Raw genomic sequence first — 26,932 nt, 5'->3', positions numbered from 1 at the left:
TGCATATAGCTTCAAAAAGAATCAATTTTTAATTGCAAATAAATCAATAGTAAAAACTATGATGAATAATAGAAATAATAATAAAGATAAGAATCCGGTAAAAAGATTTAACAAAATCTCTATTGGATTAGCTTCACCTGAATCTATCTTGAAAGAGTCAAGAGGAGAGGTTTTAAAGCCAGAAACAATCAACTACAGAACACACAAACCTGAAAGAGACGGACTTTTCTGCGAAAGAATCTTCGGACCTGTTAAGGATTTTGAATGTGCTTGTGGTAAATATAAAAGAATTCGTTACAAAGGGATCATCTGTGACCGTTGCGGTGTTGAAGTTACAGAGAAAAAAGTACGTCGTGACAGAGTAGGACACATCAACCTTGTTGTGCCAATTGCTCATATCTGGTATTTCCGTTCTCTTCCAAACAAAATTGGTTATATCCTTGGTCTTCCGTCTAAGAAATTAGATATGATCATTTACTACGAAAGATATGTAGTAATTCAGGCTGGTATCGCTAAAAATGCTGATGGAGAGTCATTACAAAGATTAGATTTCTTAACTGAAGAAGAATATTTGAATATTTTAGATACGCTTCCACAGGAAAATCAATATTTAGATGATTTTGATCCAAATAAATTTGTTGCCAAAATGGGAGCAGAATGTATTATGGATTTATTGGCACGTATTGACTTAGATGAGTTGTCTTACCAACTAAGACACAGCGCTAATAACGAAACATCTAAACAACGTAAAACGGAAGCTTTAAAAAGATTACAGGTTGTTGAGTCTTTCCGTGAGTCTAACTTAAACCGCGAAAATCGTCCTGATTGGATGATCATGAAAGTGGTTCCTGTTATTCCACCGGAATTACGTCCGCTTGTGCCACTTGATGGAGGTCGTTTTGCAACTTCAGATTTAAATGACTTATACCGTCGTGTAATCATCCGTAACAACCGTTTGAAAAGATTAATGGAGATCAAAGCTCCTGAAGTGATCTTGAGAAACGAAAAACGTATGTTACAGGAATCTGTAGATTCATTATTTGATAACACTCGTAAAGCTTCTGCTGTTAAAACAGAATCTAACAGACCATTAAAATCATTATCTGATTCCCTAAAAGGTAAGCAGGGACGTTTCCGTCAAAACTTACTTGGAAAACGTGTGGATTATTCTGCCCGTTCGGTAATTGTTGTTGGTCCTGAATTAAAATTATTCGAATGCGGATTACCAAAAGATATGGCATCTGAATTATACAAACCTTTCGTAATCCGTAAATTGATTGAAAGAGGTATTGTTAAGACAGTAAAATCGGCTAAGAAAATCATAGACAAAAAAGAGCCGGTAGTTTGGGATATTCTTGAAAATGTAATTAAAGGTCACCCGGTATTACTTAACCGTGCTCCTACGTTGCACAGACTTGGTATTCAGGCTTTCCAGCCAAAATTAATTGAAGGAAAAGCAATCCAGTTGCACCCATTAGTATGTACGGCTTTCAACGCCGATTTTGATGGGGATCAGATGGCAGTTCACTTGCCATTAGGACCAGAGGCTATTTTAGAAGCACAATTATTAATGTTGGCTTCCCACAATATTCTTAACCCTGCAAATGGAGCGCCGATTACTGTACCATCTCAGGATATGGTCTTGGGTCTGTATTACATGACCAAAGAGCGTATTTCTACACCAGAGCATGTAATATTAGGTCAGGACTTAATTTTCTACTCTGCTGAAGAGGTAAATATTGCATTAAACGAAGGAAGATTAGAATTGAATGCCCGTGTGAAAATCAGAGCAAAAGATTTTAATGAAGCTGGAGAATTGGTGTACAAAATTATTCAGACAACTGCAGGACGTGTATTATTTAACGAAGTAGTACCTGAAGCAGCCGGATATATCAATGATGTATTGACTAAGAAAAACCTTAGAGATATTATCGGACACATTTTAAGTGTGACTGATGTACCTACTACTGCGGCTTTCCTTGATAACATGAAAGATATGGGTTATAAATTCGCCTTTAGAGGAGGTTTATCATTCTCTCTTGGTGATATTAGAATTCCGGAACAAAAAACTAAATTAATTGCAGATGCCAGAGAACAAGTTGAAGGTATTTCTGTAAATTATAACATGGGTCTTATTACGAATAACGAGCGTTACAACCAGGTTATTGACGTATGGACTTCAGCAAATGCTCAATTGACAGAGTTAGCAATGAAAAATATTAGAGAAGACCAGCAAGGTTTCAACTCTGTATATATGATGCTTGACTCTGGGGCGAGGGGTTCTAAGGAACAGATTCGTCAGTTAACCGGTATGCGTGGTTTGATGGCTAAGCCTAAAAAATCTACTGCTGGTGGTGGTGAGATTATTGAAAACCCGATTCTTTCTAACTTTAAGGAAGGACTTTCGATCCTTGAGTACTTCATTTCTACTCACGGTGCTCGTAAAGGTCTTGCGGATACGGCTCTTAAAACTGCCGATGCCGGATACTTGACAAGAAGGCTTCACGACGTTTCACAAGATGTTATTGTTAACATTGAAGATTGTGGAACTTTAAGAGGTGTTGAAGTATCTGCTTTGAAGAAAAATGAGGAAATTGTTGAATCTTTAGGAGAAAGAATTTTAGGACGTGTTGCATTGCAGGATGTTATAAATCCTCTTACGAATGAAGTAATGGCTCAGTCAGGTCAACAAATTACGGAAGCAATTATGAGAGCTATTGAGGCTTCTCCAATTGAAAGAGTAGAAGTTAGATCTCCATTAACATGTGAAGCTTTAAAAGGTATTTGCGCTAAATGTTACGGTAGAAACTTAGCTACCGGAAAAATGACACAAAGAGGTGAAGCAGTAGGAGTTATTGCAGCGCAGTCTATTGGAGAGCCAGGTACACAGTTAACACTTCGTACGTTCCACGTTGGAGGGGTTGCAGGAGGTATTTCTGAAGAGTCTAGTATTGTTACAAGATTCAACGGTAGACTTGAGATTGAAGATTTAAAAACGGTTAAAGGTGAAGACAGCGAAGGTAATGCGACTGATATCGTAGTATCACGTTCAACTGAATTAAAATTAGTTGACGAGAAAACCGGAATCGTTTTAAATACACATAACATTCCTTACGGATCCAGTATTTTCGTTAAGGACGGTGAAGTAGTTACTAAAGGAACTGTGATCTGTAAATGGGATCCATATAATGGTGTAATTGTTTCTGAATTTACTGGTAAGATTGCTTACGAGGATTTAGAGCAAGGACAATCGTTCATGGTGGAGATCGATGAGCAGACAGGATTCCAGGAAAAAGTAATTTCTGAAGCGAGAAATAAAAAATTAATTCCAACTTTATTAGTTTACGGTAAAGAAGGTGAATTGATACGTTCGTATAACTTACCAGTAGGAGCCCACCTTATGGTCGAGAACGGTGAGAAAATTAAAGCAGGTAAAGTATTGGTGAAAATTCCACGTCGTTCTTCTAAAGCAGGAGATATCACGGGAGGTCTGCCAAGAATTACAGAGTTGCTTGAGGCTCGTAACCCTTCAAACCCGGCGGTTGTTTCTGAAATTGACGGTGTTGTTTCTTTTGGAAAAATCAAAAGAGGTAACCGTGAAATTGTTATCGAATCTAAATTTGGTGAGATTAAAAAGTATTTAGTTAAACTTTCAAGCCAGATCTTAGTACAGGAAAATGACTTCGTAAGAGCAGGAGTGCCATTGTCTGACGGTGCAATTACACCAGATGATATTCTAAGAATTCAGGGACCAGCTGCTGTTCAACAGTACCTGGTAAATGAAATTCAGGAGGTATACCGTTTACAAGGGGTAAAAATCAATGACAAGCACTTTGAGGTAGTTATTCGTCAGATGATGCGTAAAGTAAGAGTTCAGGATCCGGGAGACACATTATTCTTAGAAGATCAATTAATTCACACTAAAGACTTTATCGTTCAAAATGATAAATTATATGGTATGAAAGTAGTTGAAGACGCTGGAGATTCTGCTGTACTTAAACCAGGTCAGATTATTACACCTCGTGATTTACGTGATGAAAACTCATTGCTGAAACGAAATGATAAAAATCTGGTTGTAGCCAGAGACGTAATTACTGCAACAGCAACACCAGTGCTGCAAGGTATTACAAGAGCTTCGCTACAAACTAAATCATTCATCTCTGCTGCTTCCTTCCAGGAAACAACAAAAGTACTTAACGAGGCTGCTGTAGCTGGTAAAGTAGATGATTTAGAAGGATTAAAAGAAAATGTAATTGTTGGACACAGAATTCCTGCGGGAACTGGTATGAGAGAATACGATAACACTATCGTAGGATCTAAAGACGATTACAATGAAATGATGGCTAATAAAGAAGAATATATCTATTAATTAGGAAACTATGAGTAATCCGAAACAACAACAAGAGCAGATTAATATTGAGTTAGATGAAACTATTGCAGAAGGAATTTATTCTAATCTTGCAATTATAAATCACTCCTCATCAGAGTTTGTTTTAGATTTTGTGAGCATTATGCCGGGTATTCCTAAAGCCAAGGTAAAGTCAAGAATTGTCCTGACACCACAACATGCTAAAAGATTATTTAAGGCAATAGGTGAAAACATTCATCGTTTTGAAGTAGCCCACGGCGAGATCAAAGACACTGAACAAGCGCCAATACCACTTAATTTTGGTCCAACAGGACAAGCATAAATTTTAAGAGCCCCGGAAACGGGGCTTTTTTTATGTGAAAAACTGAAATATAGATTAAAGTGCAGTTTGCCTGATTTTATTTACTTTCGTCGACTAAATTTCTTTCGTCGTTCGTATTGTGCTAATTTGGCGCTTCCTAATCGAAAGATTTAGTTTTGGAATATAATGACTTAGTAAAGGTTGATTAATTCAGATTAAAAAAAGCGCTAATTATTTACATTAGCGCTTTTTTTTATACTTAAAAATGAGTCGATTAAGATTGAATCTGAAATATTTTTATTTTCTTCCCAACCTTTTTGAAAAAAATGTACTCTATATAAGTAAGAACCTTTCCTGAAGGAATTTAACTTAAATAAAGTATAGCATGAAAAAGAAATTCACCTTAGAAATAGCAAGCCCTTGTTCTGAAAATTTTGATACAATGATTCCTAATTCAAGTGGTTCATTTTGTGATTCCTGTATGAAAAATGTAATCGATCTGAGTAGGAAAACAAATTCAGAAGTTGCTAAATTCATTGCGGAAACGAAAGATAAAAACATTTGTGCCCGATTAAAAGTAACGCAGTTAGAAGAAGAGTTTCAGTATAATGAAACCTCCAGAATCAATAATTTTAAATACGCAGCCGTGGCAGCATCTGTTTTGATAGCGTCAAATATGGCTGCACAAGAAAAAACGCCGGTTAAAACGGAGACAGTCTGTGCAAAACCGAATACCTATAAGCTGGGGAAAGTGGCTTATAATCACGTTACTCCAAAAGAGGTTTTAATCACGATAAAAGGTAGGTTGTTAGAAGCCAAAACCAATAAACCATTAAATAGAGCTGCCTATGCGAATTTGGAACTTACTATAAATGGTGCAGAAAAGGCAGTAAAAATAAATCCTGAAACAGGGGAGTTTTCTATTTTGGCTCAGGTTTTAGAAAGCAGCAAAACGTTTATCGTTACTATTACAGGAAACGATTATTATCTTTCAAAGGAAATTCCTTTCAGTAAAAAAGCAGTTAAAGGAAGTATACTACAGCAAAATATAATTATTGCAGCAGAAGAATTTACTAAAATTTATATTGCCGGCGGATTAGGAATTAATTATACGGATAAATAAACAGAAGGAAGCATTAAAATTAAATAAAAAAGGCTGTTTAAACTATTTTAAACAGCCTTTTTATATTTTTCTTCTTAGGGAAGGTATTAATCAAATTCAGAAGTAAAAAATAATTTTACACTTGGATATTTATTTTGCGTCATTTGAATGGTAAAATCCGAATCGGCTAAAAAGACCAGTTGATTGTATTTATCATGCGCTAAGAACTTTTGTTTGATACGTTTGAATTCTTTAAATTCATCATTCTTTGCATCATCAGGTTTTACCCAGCATGCCTTATGAACCGGGAAATTTTCATACGTACATTTTGCACCATATTCGTGCTCTAAACGATACTGAATTACCTCATACTGAAGTGCTCCAACAGTTCCGATTACTTTACGATTGTTCATTTCCAGCGTAAATAACTGCGCAACACCTTCATCCATCAATTGATCTACCCCTTTGTCCAGTTGCTTGGCCTTCATAGGATCAGCATTGTTGATGTATCTGAAATGTTCCGGAGAGAAACTAGGAATCCCTTTGAAACTCATGATTTCCCCTTCGGTTAAAGTATCTCCAATTTTGAAGTTACCGGTATCGTGTAAACCTACAATATCACCGGGATAGGAAATGTCTACGATTTCTTTTTTCTCCGCGAAGAAAGCATTCGGGCTTGAGAATTTCAGATTTTTCTTCTGGCGAACGTGGTAATATGGTTTGTTTCTTTCGAAAGTTCCGGAAACAATTTTTATAAAAGCTAAACGGTCTCTGTGTTTTGGATCCATATTCGCATGGATTTTAAACACGAAACCAGTCATTTTTTCTTCTGTCGGATCTACTAATCGTGTTTCGGAATCTTTAGCTCTGGGTGAAGGGGCAATCGCAACGAAACAATCTAAAAGCTCACGAACTCCAAAATTATTCAAAGCAGAACCAAAAAACACAGGCTGGATTTTTCCATCTAAATAATCCTGGCGATCAAATTTTGGATACACTTCGTCAATTAATTCTAATTCTTCACGAAGTTTGTCAGCAGGTTTCTGACCGATTATTTTTTCTAATTCAGGACTTTGAACATCTGAAAAAGCGATAGTTTCCTCGATGTTTTTACGGCTGTCACCACTAAAAAGATTAATGTTTTGCTCCCATAAATTGTAAATTCCCTGAAAATCATACCCCATTCCGATCGGAAAACTCAAAGGAGTAACCGTCAGTCCGAGTTTTTGTTCCACTTCATCCATCAAGTCAAAAGCATCTTTACCTTCACGGTCTAATTTATTGATGAAAACAATCATCGGAATGTTTCTCATTCTACAAACTGCTACTAATTTTTCAGTTTGTTCCTCAACCCCTTTTGCAACGTCAATCACAACAATTACACTGTCAACGGCAGTTAAGGTTCTAAAAGTATCTTCAGCAAAATCCTTGTGCCCCGGAGTATCAAGGATGTTGATTTTTTTGTCTTTATAATTAAAAGCAAGAACCGAGGTTGAAACCGAGATACCTCTCTGGCGTTCGATTTCCATAAAATCACTCGTTGCTCCCTTTTTTATTTTGTTGTTTTTTACGGCACCGGCTTCCTGAATAGCCCCTCCAAACAACAATAATTTTTCTGTTAATGTTGTTTTACCGGCATCAGGATGCGATATAATTCCAAATGTTCTTCTGCGTTGTATTTCTTTTAAAAAACTCATATTTTCGTATAAATAGGATGCAAAAGTACTATTAATTAAGTGGTAATAAAAATATTCACTTCTTAATTTGGAAGTCTTTCTTTTAGAAAAAGAAAATTTTTAGCACAAAAAAAGGCTGTTTTTTTAGAACAGCCTTTAGAATAGTCATTTTTAAAATTACTGATTAATTGACCAAACTGAATATCCTTTTGGAGGACATTGTATTTTTACCCATTTATCGGCCTGTGTAGTGGGATACCAGGTCGAATTTCCTGTAAAATCCTTGATCTGGGTATTCGCCCAATTCGTTTGAATCCATCTTTCCTGCCATGTAGTAGAGTTGTTGATGTAAACCACCAATCCGGGATTTCCATTATAGCCATTTCTTCGGGCCACATATTCATCATTATCAGAGTACAAAATAGAAGTTGTACCTGTTGCCTTGTTGTTGTGGATCCAGATTAGGTTGTTTAATTTGTTTTTATCCAGCCATTCTTCATAATCTCTGTAGAATATTGTCGGGTATCCCTCATGCGTTAGTATATAAGAATACGCTAATAATTTATTTGAAATCTCGTCCGTATCGTGGTTGCTGACAAAAGTAACCGCTTTGTATGGATTTCTTTTCCACATCATGTCGTCGTTTAATAACGCCAGATTATTTCCGTCAAAAGCATCATTCATCTTATAATAACAAGCAAAATCAAACACAGAACTGTTGGCATTGTTCGCCCACCATTCCAATGTGTTTACATTGGCATCCCAATATTCTCCGACAGAAAATCCGCCTACATTCGCATTCCAGGAGTTTACGACCCATGGACCGAAACCTTTCACATAATCAAATCTCCAGCCATCAAATTTCATGGTGTTTTTGTAGTATTTACCAACTCCGTCGGCTCTTAGCCATAACCAGTCCTGAACATAAGGATTAGCATGACATAAATCTGGGAATCCTCCAAAAGCGCCTTCGTCATTATTTCCGTAGCTGTTTTTATAAAAGTCATTATAAGAACGCTTGAATTTTCCGGAAGCAATGCCGTTAAAATTTGTCCAGGTATTCGTCCCTGTAAACGGATTGGCTTCTGATTGCCCTCCGCTATTATGATTAATTACAATATCTGCATATACCTTCAGGTTTTCGGCATGTGCATTTGTAATTAAACTTACCAATTCAGTTTTAGATCCGAAACGGGTTTCTGTAGAACCATTTTGGTTGTAATCACCAAAATCAAAGTAATCTGTTGGGTCATATCCCATTGAGAAAGCCCCATTTTGTGCTTTAGAAGCAGGAGGTAGCCAGATAGATCCAATTCCCGCATTACCCCAGGCGGCTACTTTCGCGCTTACGGTATTCCACCAGGTTCCGCCCGCAGGAACATCCCAGTAAAAGGCCTGCATCATCACTCCACCCCCGGGATTATCTACATATTTTCCGGTAAGAGATGTTTTTGAATCTCCGGTACTAAATGGTTTTCCATCGTGATGGGTAACATTGATAATTTTAAATTGCTGACTTTCAGATTTTGTGTCAGTTTCATTTATTTCATTTTGGGAACAGGAACAAAAAAAAGCTGCAATTGCCAAAAAGGAATAAATCTTGGTTGGTTTTTTCATAATAGGATTTGGTTTAAGTTAATAAAGTTGCAATCGCTGTTTATTGGTTTTAAATCACATAAATTCGTAATTTTAAAGCTAATAAATTATTGATTACGCATCTAAAGTATGTTTTTTTTAAACAGATCTTATTTATAGGAAAATATTTATACTACGAAAACGTTGTAGTGTTGAAAACTTTTTTTTATAGCGCTGTAAAAGAAGTAGTTTGGCTTTTGTCTGCGGATAATAACTTAAAATATAATAATTGTTTATAATTTTTGATTTTTCAGCACCATTTTCAAGGTTTTTATCTTGAGAAACAACACTTTGTTTGCTGGATTTAAGAGCTATCATATAATTTTTTGTTAATAGTATAGCTGATAGTTGTATTATGTAATTGAATTGTTATTTTTGTTCGTTATAAGTCAAAAGAAGCCAGGTCTTAATTATTTGGTATTTCCTGAAAATTCAGGCGGTATGCTGAATTACTATTTGGTTGAAAAAATGAAATTTTAAAGCAAGACCTTTACATTAAAATTAAAATTAAAATAATGTTATTAAAAAAATTACAGCTAAAAACAATTGATTACAGATTAGGGCTAACAATGTGTTTTTTACTTTTTTTCAACTCTGTCATTTCTGCACAGGAAGTAATTAAAGATGTTGTGGCTGAAAAACCGGCTGAAGCATTACATTCAGGACAAAGACAAAAAGTGGATGGAATTATTGCTACTGTTGGAGACTATATTGTTTTAGATTCCGATATTGATAAAGGATTTTTAGAAATTACAGCTCAGGGAGGTTCTGTAAAAGATATTACAAGATGTCAGATGCTTGGTAAGCTTCTGGAAGACAAACTATATGCACATCAGGCGATTCAGGATAGTATTATAGTGAGTGATGCCGAAGTAAGAAGTATGATGGAAGATCGTTTGAATTATATGCTTCAACAAGTAGGAGATATTAATAAAGTGGTAGCTTATTATAAGAAAAATTCGGTCGAAGAATTTAAAACTTATTTTTCAGATATCTTAAAGGAACAAAAATTAGCCTCAGAAATGAGAGATAAGATTGTTAAAGATGTGGAGATTACACCAGAAGAAGTTCGTAATTTTTTTAAGAAAATACCAAAGGATGAATTGCCAACTTTTGGAGCTGAGATGGAAGTCGCACAAATTGTTATTGAGCCTAAAGTGTCCAAAGAAGACAAACAGAAGGTAATTGACAGATTAAATGCAATTAGAAAAGATGTTTTAGAAGGTTCAAGTTTTGCCACTAAAGCCGTTTTGTATTCCCAGGACCCTGCTTCTGCACCAAATGGAGGTTACTATAAAATGACCAGAAAAACGCCTTTTGTAAAAGAATTTAAAGATGTCGCTTTCAGTCTGCAGGAAGGGGAGGTTTCTGAACCATTTGAAACTATTTTTGGGTATCATATTATAATGATAGATAAGATTAAAGGTCAGGAAGTAGAGTTACGACATATTTTAATTTCGCCAACTGTTTCTGAAGATGCTTTGAAAGAAGCAAAAGAAAGAATTATCAATATCAGAAGTAAAATTGTAAGCAAGGAAGTTTCTTTCGCTGATGCTGCCAGAACTGAATCTGATGAAAAAGAAACAAGAGCAAATGGAGGAACTTTGGTAAATCCTAATACACAGGACACTCGTTTTGAATTGACTAAAATGGATCCTACTTTATACAGCCAGGTTTCTAACCTGAAAGATGATGAAGTTTCCCAGCCTCTTTTAAATACAGATGATAAAGGTAAAAAAACATACAAATTAATTACGGTTACAAACAGAATTGATGAGCATGTGGCCGACTACGCTAAAGATTATACCAAGATTAAAGAATTAGCATTAAAAGAAAAACAAATCAATGCAATTGCCAAATGGTTTGATGCAAAAATAAAAGATACTTATATCAAGATTATTGGTGAATACAGAGATTGTTCGTTTGCTAATAACTGGTTGAAAAAATAATTTTTATTAAATAAAGAAAAGAGTTAGTTTTATGAATTCATAAAACTAACTCTTTTTAATTTTAAAACATACTTAAATGTCTGATGTAACAGCAATTCACAATTTAGTTCAGAAAAGAAATGAATTAAAAACAGAAATAGCGAAAATTATTGTAGGCCAGGATGAAGTTATTGATCAGATTCTGATCTGTATTTTTTCCGGCGGACATGCACTTTTAATTGGTGTACCGGGATTAGCAAAAACATTATTAATTAATACCTTGTCACAGGCTTTAGGGTTAGATTTTAAAAGAATTCAGTTTACACCGGATTTAATGCCTTCTGATATTTTGGGAAGTGAAATTCTCGACGAAAACAGAAAGTTTAAATTTATAAAAGGACCAATTTTCTCTAATATCATTCTGGCTGATGAGATCAACAGAACACCGCCTAAAACGCAGGCCGCTTTACTGGAGGCCATGCAGGAACGTTCGGTAACCATTGCAGGTGAAAACCATAAATTAGACTTGCCTTATTTTGTACTGGCTACTCAGAATCCTATTGAGCAGGAAGGTACATACCCGTTGCCTGAAGCGCAACTGGACCGTTTTATGTTTGCCATAAAATTAGAATATCCAAGTTTTGAAGAAGAAGTACAGGTGGTAAAACGTACGACATCTGATGTTAAAACGAATATTAATCCCTTGTTCTCCGGACAGGAAATTATAGATTTTCAACATTTGATCCGCAGAATTCCTGTAGCGGATAATGTCATTGAATATGCGGTAACTCTGGTAAGTAAAACGCGTCCCGATAATGCTCTATCCAATGATTTTGTGAAAAATTATTTAGATTGGGGAGCAGGACCAAGAGCATCACAAAACCTGATTTTAGCAGCAAAAGCACATGCAGCCTTCAATGGAAAATTTTCGCCGGATATTGAAGATGTAAAAGCAGTTGCAACCGGAATTTTACGTCATAGAATTATTAAAAATTATAAAGCAGATGCGGAAGGAATAACGGAAGAGATTATTATTCAGAAGCTAATGTAAATAATAAGTAAACTATCAATAGAAAAAGCCTGATCACATTGTGATCAGGCTTTTTTTACAGCAATTTTGTTGTACTAGTCTGATTTACAAGTCGGACAGATTTGTTGTGAAAAAGTTTGATTAGAAGTATTTCTACAAGCGAAATGTATTTTTTATCATCACATTCGTACCACCAATAGGAGAAATACTCAATGTTATTTTTCTCCATTCTTACCTGCCATATTTTTTCATTGTTTGAAGAAATTATTTTCGATTCGATGATTTTATAGCCAGTTCCTGTCCAGCAAATCAAAGGATTGTGCGACGGAGTTTTAATATAAATAAGCTTTTCCGGAGTGGCAATTTTAAAAACTTCCTTACTAATCCAGACTCCCTTCTTGATATTGTAAGTTGGATTTAGCTTTTCGAGTAAATCATGTTTCAATTCTTTTTTTATTTCTAAACTAGTGGACAATACAATTATGATTGCTGAGATAATAGGAAGGAAAATAAAACAAGCGGAATTTGTTTTTATAGCCTCTTGATTTTTAGGTTTAAAGAAACGGATAAAAAACAACATTGGAATAATTTGATAGAACATAAAACAGAGTAAACCAATGCTGTGATGAAGCGTATTCTCCTGAGTACACTCTAATAGAATTAGTGTTACAATCCTGAAATAATTTGAAATCACATTTAGGCCAATGATAAGACAGCAAAACAGAAATATTTGTTTGACACTAAAAAGTTTTTGTTGTTTGCGTTCTTCTAAAGTCAGTAAAAAAGCTCCGGCAAGTAATCCGCTTTTAAACATAGACAATCCCATACATGCCGTATCGATGGTAATCTTTGCATTATTGATATAAAAATTGACACCTTCTATTTTAGTAATCGGCAGGAAGTTTTTTAAGGTTAAATAAACTCCATAGCAAAGTGTTTGCTTAATTTCTACCGTTAAATAATCAAAAAAGGTATTAAAAAGCGATGAAAATAATAGAATGCAGATAAAGGCAATGTACGAGAATTTTTGTGTAAGGCTATAATACAAGAAGCATGTAAACAGGGACAGCGCTAAAAAATGTAAAGATTTTATATGCAAACGAAAGCTTATAAATTCTAATACAAAAATGAATGCTAAAAGAGTGTAGTTCATATTAAATGAAGTTTTTCTGCCCCCTATAAGAAACAATACGATTGAAAATACAACTCCGAAAAGATTGCTGTCAAGACCAGATAATACTATATTGGTGTTTAGGACCAATAAGCAAATCAGGATAAGTATCGCAATCGCGTTTTTGTATTGAAATATAAGTTTCATTAAACAGTTTGCTTTTTATGTTTCCTGTAATAGAAGAAAAGGATTGTTGATCCCAGAATAATCAACAACCATTCGTGTGGTTCAGGAACTGCACCATCATTGTTTACAGAGGCATTTCCTAGTGTATCAACGTTTTTCTCAATTCCGTTATTTTTATAATCCTCGTCAGTTTCAAGAACTATTAAAGAAGATATTGGTGTTACAATATTGGCTTCTTTTGCCAGATCTACATATTGGTTTTGAACCAGTGAATCATTCTGAATTTTGACTTGTTCGTCTAATACTTTTCCAAAAGCGTACATTCTGTAAATATGATTTGGACCATTGCTTTTAGTAATGCTGGTTTGCTGACTTTCGTGAATCGCGATATTTGCAGGCTCTATATTGACCGTATTTGCTTCTGTTTTAAATAAAATAAATTGATTTTTATTAATGAGCTGTAAACAGTTTTTTAAACTGGTCTGAAAATAATCTACATATTTTTGTTCCTTCACAGTCTGCCAGAAGGGATTGATATCCGATGAGATATTAATTACTTTTAAATTTCTGCCTTTTGTTCGGTTTTTTATTTTCTTTAAATAATCAGAGTTTTCAAGTTCTTCAAAATTGGCCGAAAACGTACCGCATTTTGTAATGATTAAACTATTCTTTGAAATGTTATAAAGAGGTAACAAAGAATAATGTAAATCCTCAAATTCTAATTTGATAGCTTTAAAATTGTCTTTGTTGATTTCTTTCTTTTCTCCATTTATAATAACAAACAAATTCTTTTTATTCAAGTTTACAAAAGATTCTATTTGTTTGGTCGTCCAGCTACTATTCAGGTCTAATATAATTTCTGAAGGTATAAAAGCGATTGCTGTTTTCTGGATGTCTTTGACTTCGTAAACTTTATCTTTCCATATAAACGAATTTGACTCTAGTTTTTTAGTTAAAGGCATATTAGCCTGCCAATCGTCTAATCCTTTCGATTGATTTAGGTAGTAATCCTTGTGAAGTTCAAAATCTTTGCTGGTTTCTATTTTTGAATTTCCTACGGTCTGGATTCTTGATATCGTTTCGGCATTGGAAATATTCGGGCCTTTTATAGAAAGACTCTGGTATTTCATTTGGTTGTCTTCGACTTTTAGAGGAGTTGTAAAACCACATTTAAAGGTGCGTGGCGTTTTATAATTAATCGGAAAAACCCTGACAACAACTTTATTTCCTTCTTTCCATTGCATTAAGGATGGATCACGGTATTCTACACCAACAATTTGCTTGTATGCCGTTTTCGCTTTTTCTTTCGTAGTCAAAACTCCCTTTCTTTCGATTCCGTTTATCCATAATGATAAGGATGTTGCAACAGAGCCTTCCGGCAATTGAAAAGAATAAATAGCCTCCTTATCTATCCAGGTATCTTTTTCGCAGCCAATATTCATCGTAATTTCAGTGTAAGCCAAACGTACTTGGGGATAAATTTTGACATCTTCCTTAATGCTTTTGGTAAATAAATCATCACCGCTCCATAATTGCTCCTCAGTTTCTAATCGTTTGTCAAAGTTTGATTTTAGAATGTTTATTTTATCATCGTTATCCAGAGTAAGGTCCTGGCAAAACAAATAAGCAATAGATATAAATGGATTATGTATTTTACGCTCATTAAATTGTTTGCTGCCAAAGGAATCGAAGGTTCTAAACGAAAATATATCATGAAGTGGAATATATACAATATCTTTTTTTAATAGAATTTCGTTGAAAAAATTAGGCTTTAAATTCTGAGAAATCGAGATGTAGTAAGGCAGCTCATTATTTTGATCAAATGAATTTATGGTATTCAATTGGGTTATTTTTCTGCTTTCAATATTTAATCTTACAGTAAAGACAATCATGCTGATTAATACCACCAAAAAACCTCCGCTAAAAGAAACAGCATAATTTTTATCTCTATTTAGGTATCGAACAATTGTAAATGCGTGAATACAGAGAACAATTGCTGGTACTAAGCCATAGAAGCCTAATCCTAAGGCTAAAATTCCCATAAAAGAGAATGGTGTAATGGGAATAAGATATATCGCGAAGTATAAAATGATTGAAAAGGATAAGCCATTTATAAAAAAGGCAATAAAAGTATTTTTGTTTTCGTCTGAATTTCTGTAAATAAAAAAATTAGAAAGACAAAAAGCCAGAGTGGCTAAGTAAACCCATAGAGGGAGATTCTCAAAAACAGGAATAAATGTATTTAGGCAGAAGCACCCAATAAGCCAGTTTAGTATTAAAAAAGGAACTAAGTGAATATAGGTTTGTTTTTTTCTAAGGATGAAAAAAGAAAGTCCAACTCCATATACAAATTCGAATATCAGGCTCAGTAAAGCAATGGATTCAAAATTGTGCAAACGATACTCTTTACAGAGAAGAGCACCAATAAGGAAAAGGCTGCTAAACAGCGTTACGATTAAACTAATTACTACTCCCGGTTTTTGAGTATAATATTCTAAAATATCTAATTTGTATCTCATAGTTATATTTTTTAAAAAGTACTTTGAAATACAAAGTTAAAAAATAATTTGAATTACAATTTTTTTATTTGATTTTTTTTGGACCGCAGAAAAGTTTAAGATGAGTAATTGATTTTTTTTAAAATGTAGATGGAAAAGTAGGATTGCAGCGTAACTATAACGTTATAATTACTTATTTAGAAAGATTCTTAGAGAAATACGAGTTAAAATCCTACTTGATTTATAACATCAAATTCCGACTTTGTTAAAGAAAAGATTTTAAAATATTAAAAATTCATTTTTTTAATATAAAATTGATATTTCGGCAAAAACAGGCAGTGAAAATCGTTTTTTAACAATAATAATTTTTGAAAAGCCTGCTTCTATTATATTTTTTTTAATTCTCGGCTTTAATAACTAAATTTGCGAACAAAAAAATAAAAATACCTACAAAAGACTTTTAATATGAATATTTATCAGGATTACATTAAGGAGATTGCAGATCGTAAAGACCAGGGACTTCATCCTAAACCAATTGATGGTGCTGAATTATTAAGCGATATCATTGAACAAATTAAAGATGTAAATAATGAGTACAGAGAGGATTCTCTTAAATTCTTTATTAATAATGTTGTACCAGGAACGACTAGTGCTGCAGGTCTGAAAGCTAAATTTTTAAAACAAATCATTCTTGGTGAATTTTCAGTAAAAGAAATCACACCTGCTTTTGCTTTTGAGTTATTATCGCACATGAAAGGCGGACCTTCTATTGAAGTATTGCTGGATTTAGCATTGGGTGATGATGTTGCTATTGCTAAAGAAGCTGCAAATGTTCTTAAAACACAGGTTTATCTTTATGAGGCGGATACAGACCGTCTAAAAGAAGCTTTTAAAAATGATAATGTAATCGCGAGAGAAATTCTTGAAAGTTATGCGAAGGCAGAGTTTTTTACTTCATTGCCGGAAGTAGTTGAAGAAATTAAAGTGGTAACTTATATCGCCGGTGAGGGTGATATCTCGACTGACTTGTTGTCTCCGGGTAATCAGGCTCACTCAAGAGCTGACCGTGAACTTCATGGTAAATGCATGATTACTCCTCAGGCACAAGACGAAATCAAGATGCTTCAGGCACAATATCCTGATGCAAGTGTGATGTTAATTGCAGAGAAAGGTACAATGGGTGTTGGTTCATCCAGAATGTCGGGTGTAAACAATGTGGCGCTTTGGACCGGTAAACAAGCTAGTCCATATGTTCCGTTTATTAATATTGCGCCGATCGTTGCAGGAACAAACGGTATTTCGCCGATTTTCCTAACGACTGTTGACGTTACAGGTGGTATTGGTTTAGACCTTAAAAACTGGGTTAAAAAGCTGGATGCAGATGGTAATATTATTCGTAATGACAATAATGAGCCTATTTTAGAAGAAGCTTACTCTGTTGCTACAGGTACTGTACTGACAATAAACACAAAAACGAAAAAACTTTATAACGGAGACAAAGAATTAATTGATATTTCTAAGGCATTCACGCCTCAGAAAATGGAATTTATAAAAGCTGGTGGATCCTATGCGATTGTATTTGGTAAAAAGCTTCAGACATTAGCAGCGAAAATTTTAGATATTGAAGCTCCTCTTGTATTTGCGCCGTCAAAAGAGATTTCTATTGAAGGACAAGGTCTTACGGCAGTAGAAAAAATCTTCAACAGAAACGCTGTTGGTATAACTCCGGGTAAAGTATTGCATGCAGGTTCGGATGTTCGTGTCGAAGTTAATATTGTGGGTTCCCAAGATACAACTGGTCTTATGACGGCTCAGGAATTAGAATCTATGGCGGCTACCGTAATTTCGCCAATTGTTGACGGAGCCTATCAGTCTGGTTGTCATACCGCTTCTGTATGGGATAAAAAAGCACAGGCAAACATTCCAAAACTGATGAAATTTATGAATGATTTCGGTTTAATCACGGCTCGTGACCCGAAGGCTATTTATCATTCAATGACAGATGTAATTCACAAAGTTCTAAACGATATTACAATAGATGAGTGGGCTATCATTATTGGTGGTGACTCTCATACAAGAATGTCAAAAGGTGTTGCTTTTGGTGCTGACTCAGGAACAGTTGCACTTGCACTTGCTACAGGAGAGGCTTCAATGCCAATTCCGGAATCAGTGAAAGTGACATTTGTTGGAGAGATGAAAGGGTATATGGATTTCCGTGATATAGTTCATGCAACACAATCCCAGATGCTTAAGAAGTTTGGCGGGGAAAACGTATTTCAGGGAAGAATTATTGAAGTTCATCTTGGAACTCTTACTGCTGATCAGGCCTTTACGTTTACAGACTGGACTGCAGAAATGAAAGCAAAAGCGTCTATCTGTATTTCTGAAGATGATACTTTGATTGAATCATTAGAGATTGCAAAAGGGAGAATCCAGATCATGATCGACAAAGGAATGGACAATCATAAACAAGTTCTTCAGGGATTGATTAATAAGGCAGATAAGAGAATTGCGGAGATTAAATCAGCGGAGAAACCGGCACTTACACCAGACGCAAATGCGAAATATTATGCTGAAGTTGTGATTGATCTTGATCAGATTGTAGAGCCAATGATTGCTGATCCGGACGTTAATAACGTAGATGTTTCTAAACGATATACACACGATACCATCAGACCTTTATCTTTTTATGGAGGAGTCAAAACAGTAGATCTTGGATTTATCGGTTCTTGTATGGTTCACAAAGGAGATATGAAAATACTTGCTCAAATGCTTAAAAATATAGAAGATATACATGGTAAGGTTGAATTTAAAGCACCGCTTGTCGTAGCGCCACCAACTTATAATATCGTAGATGAACTTAAAGCTGAAGGAGACTGGGAAGTTTTGCAGAAATACTCCGGTTTCGAATTTGACGATAATGCTCCAAAAGGTGCGGCACGTACAGAATATGAAAACATGCTGTATTTAGAGCGTCCGGGATGTAACTTATGTATGGGAAATCAGGAAAAAGCGGCAAAAGGAGATACCGTAATGGCAACTTCTACTCGTCTTTTCCAGGGAAGAGTTGTGGAAGATACTGAAGGTAAAAAAGGAGAATCATTGCTTTCTTCTACGCCAGTAGTAGTGTTGTCTACAATTCTTGGAAGAACTCCAACAATGGATGAGTATATAGCTGCAGTAGAAGGTATTAGTCTGACTAAGTTTGCACCTTCCAGCAAGCAATTAGTGATGTAATACATTCGATTAGTTATAATCATTATATATAAAAAACCCGGGTGATAAACTCGGGTTTTTTCTTTTATAGCTCCTCAATTATTTGTAACTTGTCATGTTCAAAATAAAAAAAACAAAAACAATTATACTTATGGCTTTTGATATTGAAATGATTAAAAAAGTGTATGAGAACATGCCAGGTCGTGTTGATAAAGCACGCGAGATCGTTGGTCGTCCACTTACTTTAACGGAGAAAATTTTATACAATCACCTTTGGGATGGAAATCCGACCCAGGCGTTTGGAAGAGGTGTTGATTATGTCGATTTTGCACCGGACCGTGTGGCGTGCCAGGATGCGACGGCACAAATGGCACTATTACAATTTATGCATGCTGGTAAAGCTAAAGTAGCAGTTCCTACTACAGTTCACTGTGATCACCTGATTCAGGCAAAAGTAGATGCTGCAACCGATCTGGCCAGAGCAAAAACACAAAGTAATGAAGTTTTCGATTTCTTATCGTCAGTTTCCAATAAATACGGAATTGGTTTCTGGAAGCCAGGAGCAGGAATTATTCACCAGGTAGTACTTGAAAATTATGCTTTCCCGGGAGGAATGATGATTGGTACCGATTCTCATACTGTAAATGCAGGTGGTTTAGGAATGGTAGCTATTGGTGTTGGTGGCGCTGATGCCGTAGACGTTATGTCCGGTATGGCCTGGGAACTTAAATTTCCGAAATTAATCGGAGTAAAACTAACTGGTAAATTGTCAGGCTGGACTGCTCCTAAAGATGTGATCCTTAAAGTGGCGGGTATTCTTACTGTAAAAGGTGGTACTGGTGCAATCGTTGAATATTTTGGTGAAGGGGCAACTTCTATGTCCTGTACAGGAAAAGGTACTATTTGTAACATGGGGGCTGAGATTGGAGCGACAACTTCAACTTTCGGTTATGATGATTCTATGAGTCGCTACCTGCGTTCTACAAACAGGGCTGATGTTGCTGATGCTGCAGACAAAGTAGCGTCTTACTTAACCGGAGATCCGGAAGTATACGCTAACCCTGAACAATATTTTGATCAGGTTATCGAAATCAACTTAACAGAATTAGAGCCGCACTTAAACGGACCTTTTACGCCGGATTTAGCGACTCCAATTTCTAAAATGAAAGAAGAAGCAATCAAAAACAACTGGCCATTACAAATTCAGGTGGGTTTAATTGGCTCTTGTACCAACTCTTCTTATGAAGATATCTCCCGTGCAGCTTCCTTGGCCAGACAGGTAAGTGCTAAAAACTTAAAAACCAAATCTCAGTTTACCATTACTCCGGGTTCTGAAGTTGTTCGTTATACCATTGAAAGAGATGGATTTATTGATACTTTCGAAAAAATTGGGGCTACTGTTTTTGCTAATGCCTGCGGACCCTGTATTGGTATGTGGGACAGAGAAGGAGCAGAGAAAGAAGAAAGAAACACCATCGTTCACTCTTTCAACCGTAACTTCTCAAAACGTGCAGATGGTAACCCAAACACTTTAGCTTTCGTAGGTTCTCCGGAATTGGTTACCGCTATGGCTATTGCCGGTGATTTAGGTTTTAACCCATTGACAGATACTTTAATCAACGAAGATGGAGAAGAAGTAAGACTTGAAGCTCCAACAGGAGACGAATTGCCTCCAAGAGGATTTGATGTTAAAGATCCGGGCTTTCAGGTTCCGGCTGAAGACGGTTCCGGAGTTCAGGTGGTGGTAAGTCCAACCTCTGAGCGTCTACAATTATTAGCTCCCTTTGATGCCTGGGATGGTAAAAATATAACAGGTGCTAAATTGCTAATCAAAGCATTCGGAAAATGTACGACCGATCATATTTCTATGGCCGGACCATGGTTACGTTTCCGTGGACACTTAGATAATATTTCGAATAATATGCTTATTGGTGCTGTAAATGCATTCAACCAAAAAACAAATTCGGTTAAGAATCAATTAACGGGAGCGTACGATGCAGTTCCTGCTGTAGCCCGTGCATACAAAGCGGCCGGAGTTCCATCAATTGTTGTGGGAGATCATAACTACGGTGAAGGTTCATCTCGTGAACATGCGGCAATGGAGCCACGTTTCTTAGGTGTGAAAGCAGTATTGGTAAAATCTTTTGCCCGTATTCATGAAACAAACCTTAAAAAACAAGGTCTCTTAGGATTGACTTTTGCTAACGAAGCCGATTATGATAAAATTCAGGAGGACGATACAATCAACTTTACTGATTTAACCGAGTTCGCTCCGGGAAAACCATTGTCATTAGAATTCGTTCATGCAGATGGTACTAAAGATATCATTCTGGCCAACCATACTTACAACGCAGGTCAGATTGGCTGGTTCGTTGCAGGTTCAGCATTAAATTTAATTGCTGCCGGTAAAGCATAATCTTTAAGATTCAGTTATATCAAAAACGCTCTGTGAAAACAGAGCGTTTTTCATTTGTAAAAATATTTTTATTTGAATTTGAATTAAAAAAAATGGATTTACATTGCGAAATTGTTAATTAAGAGAAAATTGACTGTTAAAAAATTGGCTTTTTTACTTTAAAAAGTTAAATTCGCTTTATGAGTGAAAAGAGTTGTGTTTTAACCTAACTGAAACACAAAACTTAGAATAAAAAAGCCCCAAATAATGATTTTTAGATTTACTGTACTATTACTGTTTTTTAGTTTGAGTGTTTTTTCCCAGGATAAATACATCAGGCATACGATCTCAAAAGGAGATAATTTAAGCGTACTTGCTAAAAAATACGGAGTGAAGACGAAAGATATTGTGGAAGCAAACCCCAATGCGCCTAAAATTTTAAAACTAAATTCGGTTTTATTAATCCCGAATACCAATAATAAAACTACATTCAACAAAAAATCTACTGAAACTGTAGCCAATACAACTCCTGCTCCGGTTAGTATTCCTGGTTCTCATGAAGTATTAGCTAAAGAAACGCTCTGGGGAATTTCAAAAAAATATAATGTTTCAGTTGAAGACCTGAAAAAGGCCAATCCACTTTTAGAATCAGAGGGATTAAAAATAGGGCAGCAGATTGCTATTCCATCGAATGTAATTGCAGACCAGGGAAAACCTGTTGAAAACGCGCCTAAACCAGAGGAGGTTGAAGTATCAAGAGAAGTAAAGCCTAAGGAAACCAAGTATGCCATTGCAAAGGAATTTGGGATATCAGTGGCAGAATTAGAAAAACAGAATCCCGCTATAAAGAAAAAATTAAAGGTTGGTTATGTGCTTACAATACGTACTTCTAAAGAAAAAGCAGATGCCTCAGAGGCTTTAAAAGAAACCTTCGAAATAAAAGACCCAACATTAACCCCGGAACAAGTCGCCGAAAATTCAACAGTTTCACGAGATTCATCTACAGTGATTAGGGTAGAAAACAGTTCTGATTTAATTGACCGGCTGATTGAAAGTGCAACCGGAAATATAGGAACAAGATACCGGTCAGGTGGAACTACTAAAGCTGGTTTTGATTGTTCGGGATTAATGATCTGTACCTTTAATAATTTTGATATCAGGCTCCCGAGAAGTTCTATTGAACAATCGCGAATTGGAATGAAAGTTAGTGCCAACGAAGCACAAAAAGGAGATTTGATTTTCTTTAAAACGAACGGCAGACGTCACATTAATCATGTTGGTATGGTGGTGGAAGTAGCTGATGGAGAAATCAAATTTGTTCATTCTTCAACTCACGGCGGAGTTATGATTTCTTCCACTAAAGAAGCGTATTACGGAAGGAATTTTTCACAGGTAAATCGCGTCCTGCAATAATCTAATAAATGATTGTGTTTATATAAATCGTTTTTTTAAATTCTTCAATAGGTAATGGTTTGTTTAAAAATCCTCTCACATAGTTATTTTCATTTATTTTTTTTATCTCATCCTGATCCAAAGTAGAGGAAAGTACATAAATTTGAATTACTTTTTTCAATTCATCATTTAATTTATCGTACGCATTCAAAAAATCAAAACCATTCATAACAGGCATCTGAATATCTAATAAAATAATCAATTGTTTCAGATCCTGATGAGTAGAAAGCCATTGCAGGGCCTCTACGCCATTATTCGTAATGTTTACTTCTGTTTCCGTCACATCAAGCATCTTCTTTAACAATTGCTTAATAACAAGCTGATCAATAAGATTATCTTCGATTAATAAAAACACGGGTTTACGTTCCATACAAGTTTGGTATCGTTACAATAAATTTACTTCCAACACTATTTTCCGAAGACACATAAATATTGCCTCTTATGTTTTCAACGGCTTCTTTTACAATATAAAGACCTAATCCTGAGCCTTTATTTTTGTTGGTTCCAAAGTACATTTCAAAAATATGTTCTTTGAATTCCTCTTTAATTCCAATTCCGTTATCTGCTATTTCGATTTTATTAAAACCATCTGAAAAATAGGTTTTAATAGAGATAAACATTACTTTTTTACTACTGTCGGCATATTTTATTGCGTTTGAAAGTAAATTTGAAATGATAATTTTTAAGCGTAAATTATCGCTTTGAATGCAGTCTACCAATATTTCTTTTTTAATTTCGATTCGACTGGCATTTTCAATGTGTATTAACTGGGAAATTGCCTCATCAAATAATTCCCGAAGACTTACCGTTTCAATGATTATTTGTTTGCGTTTATTTTTTGAATAATCAATAATATCGCTAATAAACTGATCCTGCCTGACAAGGCTTTGTTGCATGAGGGTTAAATAGTTTCTAATCTGATCAATATTGTCTTCCAATTGTGTAATCTCAATAAGTCCCTGTAATGAAGTTATGGGAGATCTCAAATCATGCGATGCACTGTAAACAAAGCGATCCAGCTCATGATTGGCCAATAGCAGGTTTTCATTTTTCACTTCGATTTCTTTTTTAGAGGTAACGAGTCTTTTTACCATTATCGAATAGTACCAGCTTACACTACAGATGATAATCAGAATAAAAAAGATATTCGTAATGATTAAAAGCGTTTTTATTTTCCTTGTTCCTTCTCCAAGTGTGCTGGAGAAGTTGCGTTCGTTGATGGTGAGTTGATCACTTATGTCACTTATTTGTTTTAAGTATTTTTGCTGATCGTAAGTAGTTAAAATATTACGTTTGATTTTTGCATTGATTTGTGTTCCCGTGATAAATAATTTATTAATTAATTTGTCAGCTTGTTCCCATTCATGGATGGCTTTTGCTAAAAAAGGGACCTTTTTAAAATGTACAAATAGCCAAACCAGATCGTTAATATCATCCTGATGATTTCGGCCTGTTAAAAAACCTCTCCGGGCAACCGCATTATCTCCTGCTTTCAGAAGTGTTTGTCGGGCAATACCATCTCCCTGAGGGACTTTTAGCTCTTCATTATACAATTTCCATTGTTCCGGTTCTTGTGTGTAGAGGTAAGTAATAAGATGTCTTGAAGCATCTTTTTGTCCTTTTGAGTAATGCGATTCCCCATTTACATACGCCCTGTTGGCAGATAATATTTTGATGGTAAAGAAGTTAATACAAATTAGCAGTGCACAGGAAATAAATACAATTAGCAGGAGGATGAAAACATTTGGGAAACGCATGCTTCTAAAAAACGGACTCTTAGACATAATTTTAGATTTGTAGGTTAATAATGCTTGTCTGTCTGATGACTGCCTTCCTGCTTGTAATGTAACGGGTTTTTAAGTAAAAATCAGCTTTTGGGGGCACTGGTTTTTTACTGCATAAAAGTGAACAAATTTTAATGATTTTTTCTTTTTTTAAGACTAATTAACACTTATACCAAATTTAATAAAAAAAAGATATGCTTTTACAAATAGTGTCTTTTTCTTGTTAAATTATTTATAAAGCAATGTGTTGTAGGTGAGGTATTTATGGCTGTTTATATTCATGCCAAAAATGACCACAACCATTTTTACATTCTGTATTTCTTCTTTCAGTATCTGTCACTTTAAAAATCCAAAGTAGTGAAATTAGTATCTTTTCATTTTCGTTTTCAGGAAGTTCTGCTAATTTATTAAATGCAATTCTTGCAGAGAATATTTTTAGAAGTACAATTGGAGTATAGGTTGGTTTTAAAGGAATTGTATTGATGGCTTTTTGATACGTTTCTGTATTATAATCTGCTTTGTCCGGAATAGAGTTGAATATATAGTTTTTTAAAGTTGAAAGAAGCTCTTTAAAATTATATTCCGGATCTTCTAACAGCATTTGTACGCCAAGATTAAATTCTATTTTATCCTGTGCAATTTTGTTGATTATTTGTTCTTGTTGCGTTATTATCATTTATTGAAAATCATAAATATTTTTGCTCAGTTATTCATTTAGCACCCATAAAAACTGCAATTATGGGTGCTAATATTAATTATTTTGTCTGAACTTTAATCCATTGCAGAATTTCGTTCATAGCAATTGGAGAAAAAGTTTGTTCAATTTTTGAATATTCCTCAGGAGATCCCGATTTACATTCCTGAAACAAATGATTTAAATTTGGAACCTCCTTTATAGTTACATTTTTATTTCCGCCTTTTGTCAATGCTTTTTTAATTGCTTCCAGATTTTCTTTAGGAGGAACCTGTAAATCTTTCTCTCCGTTTAGGGCTAAAACAGGACACTTTACTTTTTCTAACACGGGTTTCGGATTGTATCGTAAAAAATAAGCCATCCAGGGATTTGTTATTTTTGCTACCTGTAAATTAACATACTCTTCCAGACTTAGATTTTCAGGTTTGTCCGGATCATTTTTTGATATTTCAGTTATATAATTTGTTATTTGGGTTTTTAATTCCTCCGGATCTTTGTACTTATTTACAATTTCAAAAGCCTTCTGATTCATTTCTTTTGTTTTTTGAATATCAGCATTACTGGTTCCTTTTGCTTTTGCAATCAATTCCTGTTGTAGTAAAAGTAACTGATCTCCTTCTATTCCCGGGCCGGCGAGTAATACGATAAAAGCAATATTTTTAGACTTACTTGCCACAATTGGCGCAATCAATCCACCTTCGCTGTGCCCTAACAATCCTATTTTCTTTTTGTCTATTTCTTTTCTGGAAAGTAAAAATTGAACTCCGGCTTCAACATCTGTAGCAAAATCTAAAGAAGTTCCAGATTTAAAATCTCCTTTAGAAGCAGCAGTTCCTCTGTCGTCAAAACGTAAAACAGCAATGCCATTTCTAGTTAAGTAATCTGATACTACCAGAAAAGGTTTGTGTCCCAGTAGCTCTTCATCTCTATTTTGAGGACCGCTTCCACTGATTAAAATGACAACTGGAAAAACACCTTCTTTTTTAGGCAATGTCAAAGTACCTGCCAAAGTGATTCCGGCGGTTTTGTTCTCAAAAAATACATCTTCAGCATAATAAGGGAATGGTTTTACAGGTTCCTGAGGGCGTACCAGTTTTTCTTTTTCTATTTTTTCTCTGGACAAATTCAGCGGAAAAGACTGTCCTCCTTGTTTGAAAGTTCCTGTAATGATATTGTCTTTTCCTAACACACCTTCATATTCAATTCGCAGGTTGGATAATGCAATTTTCAATGTCGAATTTTCAAAGATGGTTGAAGTAGTGGGAATTCCGAATGCCTTCTGATCAGGACTGTCCATTGTAGAAGTAAATGTATTATTGTTACTACTCACGTTAAAAACAACAGTGAGCTGAGCTCCGGGTACTTTTAAAATTCCATTCCACTGGCCGATGATATCTTGTGCCATTACAAATGTTAAGTTGCAAAAAGTCATTAATAATAGTATTATTTTCTTCATGGTTTAAAGGGATAATGTTCTGGTTGGTTATATGAATTGTACGAATTTAGAGAAAAATTACTGTAATAAAGAATATTTATTTCATTAAAAAACTCCTTA

At 35.1% G+C, this 26,932-nt stretch carries 17 protein-coding genes; 8 read left to right on the top strand and 9 right to left on the bottom strand.

Translation table 11 applies throughout. The features are described 5' to 3' along the window. Positions 1–58: 58 nt before the first annotated feature. From rpoC to GJU43_RS16545, 3 genes are all read left to right on the top strand, one after another. Entirely contained in the window at positions 59–4,369 is a 4,311-nt protein-coding gene (gene rpoC / locus GJU43_RS16555) for a DNA-directed RNA polymerase subunit beta' (protein WP_154342050.1), read from the top strand. 10 nt (positions 4,370–4,379) lie between these two features. Then, a complete protein-coding gene (locus GJU43_RS16550; protein ID WP_127340286.1) occupies positions 4,380–4,691 on the top strand; it encodes a DUF3467 domain-containing protein in 312 nt (103 codons plus the stop codon). A gap of 364 nt (positions 4,692–5,055) precedes the next feature. Then, positions 5,056–5,793 (top strand): hypothetical protein, encoded by a 738-nt coding sequence (locus GJU43_RS16545; protein WP_154342048.1) that lies wholly within the window; start codon positions 5,056–5,058, stop codon positions 5,791–5,793. 86 nt (positions 5,794–5,879) lie between these two features. Here GJU43_RS16545 and GJU43_RS16540 read toward each other — a convergent pair whose 3' ends face one another. From GJU43_RS16540 to GJU43_RS16530, 3 genes are all read right to left on the bottom strand, one after another. Next, complete coding sequence (locus tag GJU43_RS16540; RefSeq protein WP_154342047.1) at positions 5,880–7,469, bottom strand: peptide chain release factor 3; 1,590 nt, start codon at positions 7,467–7,469, stop codon at positions 5,880–5,882. A 156-nt stretch (positions 7,470–7,625) separates the two neighbouring features. Then, positions 7,626–9,065: an alpha-amylase gene (locus GJU43_RS16535; protein WP_154342045.1), complete on the bottom strand. Its 1,440-nt coding sequence runs from the start codon at positions 9,063–9,065 to the stop codon at positions 7,626–7,628. 132 nt (positions 9,066–9,197) lie between these two features. Then, a complete protein-coding gene (locus GJU43_RS16530; protein WP_154342043.1) occupies positions 9,198–9,401 on the bottom strand; it encodes a hypothetical protein in 204 nt (67 codons plus the stop codon). A gap of 197 nt (positions 9,402–9,598) precedes the next feature. Between GJU43_RS16530 and GJU43_RS16525 the strand changes: the two genes are divergently transcribed. Then, the gene (locus tag GJU43_RS16525; protein WP_154342041.1) at positions 9,599–11,032 is read left to right on the top strand and encodes a peptidylprolyl isomerase; all 1,434 of its coding nucleotides are present in this window, start codon (positions 9,599–9,601) and stop codon (positions 11,030–11,032) included. A gap of 76 nt (positions 11,033–11,108) precedes the next feature. Continuing rightward, a complete protein-coding gene (locus tag GJU43_RS16520) occupies positions 11,109–12,062 on the top strand; it encodes a MoxR family ATPase (RefSeq protein WP_154342039.1) in 954 nt (317 codons plus the stop codon). Between the two features lie 55 nt (positions 12,063–12,117). Here the strand turns inward: GJU43_RS16520 and xrtN are convergent, their stop codons facing one another. Both xrtN and GJU43_RS16510 read right to left on the bottom strand, forming a co-directional pair. Further along, the gene (xrtN, locus tag GJU43_RS16515) at positions 12,118–13,359 is read right to left on the bottom strand and encodes an exosortase N (RefSeq protein ID WP_154342037.1); all 1,242 of its coding nucleotides are present in this window, start codon (positions 13,357–13,359) and stop codon (positions 12,118–12,120) included. After that, positions 13,359–15,857 carry an XrtN system VIT domain-containing protein gene (locus tag GJU43_RS16510; RefSeq protein ID WP_154342035.1) on the bottom strand — a complete coding sequence of 833 codons (2,499 nt, stop codon included), beginning with the start codon at positions 15,855–15,857 and terminating at the stop codon, positions 13,359–13,361. The genes xrtN and GJU43_RS16510 overlap by 1 nt, the downstream gene beginning before the upstream one ends. A 444-nt stretch (positions 15,858–16,301) precedes the next feature. Between GJU43_RS16510 and GJU43_RS16505 the strand changes: the two genes are divergently transcribed. The 3 genes from GJU43_RS16505 (at position 16,302) to GJU43_RS16495 (ending at position 22,860) form a co-directional block, all read left to right on the top strand. Further along, positions 16,302–19,073: a bifunctional aconitate hydratase 2/2-methylisocitrate dehydratase gene (locus tag GJU43_RS16505; protein WP_154342033.1), complete on the top strand. Its 2,772-nt coding sequence runs from the start codon at positions 16,302–16,304 to the stop codon at positions 19,071–19,073. A gap of 130 nt (positions 19,074–19,203) precedes the next feature. After that, complete coding sequence (locus tag GJU43_RS16500; protein ID WP_154342031.1) at positions 19,204–21,468, top strand: aconitate hydratase; 2,265 nt, start codon at positions 19,204–19,206, stop codon at positions 21,466–21,468. 246 nt (positions 21,469–21,714) lie between these two features. Then, a complete protein-coding gene (locus GJU43_RS16495; protein WP_154342029.1) occupies positions 21,715–22,860 on the top strand; it encodes a peptidoglycan endopeptidase in 1,146 nt (381 codons plus the stop codon). A 1-nt stretch (position 22,861) separates the two neighbouring features. On the opposite strand, the gene GJU43_RS16490 is transcribed toward GJU43_RS16495, so the two are convergent. From GJU43_RS16490 to GJU43_RS16475, 4 genes are all read right to left on the bottom strand, one after another. Continuing rightward, positions 22,862–23,269, bottom strand: a complete 408-nt coding sequence (locus tag GJU43_RS16490) for a response regulator (RefSeq protein ID WP_154342027.1) — start codon at positions 23,267–23,269, stop codon at positions 22,862–22,864. Further along, positions 23,259–24,683: a HAMP domain-containing sensor histidine kinase gene (locus GJU43_RS16485; RefSeq protein ID WP_154342025.1), complete on the bottom strand. Its 1,425-nt coding sequence runs from the start codon at positions 24,681–24,683 to the stop codon at positions 23,259–23,261. The genes GJU43_RS16490 and GJU43_RS16485 overlap by 11 nt, the downstream gene beginning before the upstream one ends. Before the next feature lie 262 nt (positions 24,684–24,945). Then, a complete protein-coding gene (locus GJU43_RS16480; protein ID WP_154342023.1) occupies positions 24,946–25,359 on the bottom strand; it encodes a DUF5958 family protein in 414 nt (137 codons plus the stop codon). A gap of 79 nt (positions 25,360–25,438) precedes the next feature. After that, complete coding sequence (locus GJU43_RS16475; protein WP_154342021.1) at positions 25,439–26,833, bottom strand: S9 family peptidase; 1,395 nt, start codon at positions 26,831–26,833, stop codon at positions 25,439–25,441. Positions 26,834–26,932: the final 99 nt, after the last annotated feature.

It is taken from the genome of Flavobacterium sp. LC2016-23, from assembly GCF_009674775.1.
In the GTDB taxonomy this organism is placed as follows: Bacteria; Bacteroidota; Bacteroidia; order Flavobacteriales; family Flavobacteriaceae; genus Flavobacterium.
Note: the sequence above shows the minus strand (reverse complement) of the source record. Positions and strands in the feature narration are given on the sequence as shown.